General features: G+C 49.0%; 1 pseudogene. It reads left to right on the top strand.

Annotated features, from left to right (window positions below):
- Nucleotides 1-19: 19 nt before the first annotated feature.
- Nucleotides 20-255 (top strand): annotated as a pseudogene (locus tag QMX88_RS29980) (IS110 family transposase); the annotation flags it as partial.

Below are 255 nucleotides of genomic sequence, written 5' to 3'. Positions count from 1 at the left end.
TTAACGTGGAGAAGTGTCCATGGCAATGCACGTTTCGAAGTCAATCGTGGGCGTGGATGTCGCCAAAGTTGAACTCGTTATTTACGAGCCAGATCAGGATTTGCTCACCTCGATAACCAACGACAAGTCCGCCATAAAGCGCTGGCTTAAAACGTTGCCGAGGCCCACCGCGATTGCAGTTGAAGCAACAAATGTTTATCACATCGACCTGATCGAGCTGGCTTATGAGGCGGGTTTCGACGTTTACATCATTGA

The organism is Pseudomonas sp. PS02290, from assembly GCF_029960075.1.
Lineage (GTDB): Bacteria > Pseudomonadota > Gammaproteobacteria > Pseudomonadales > Pseudomonadaceae > Aquipseudomonas.
The sequence above is the reverse complement of the archived record's forward strand: the minus strand, read 5'-3'. Positions and strand labels throughout refer to the sequence as shown.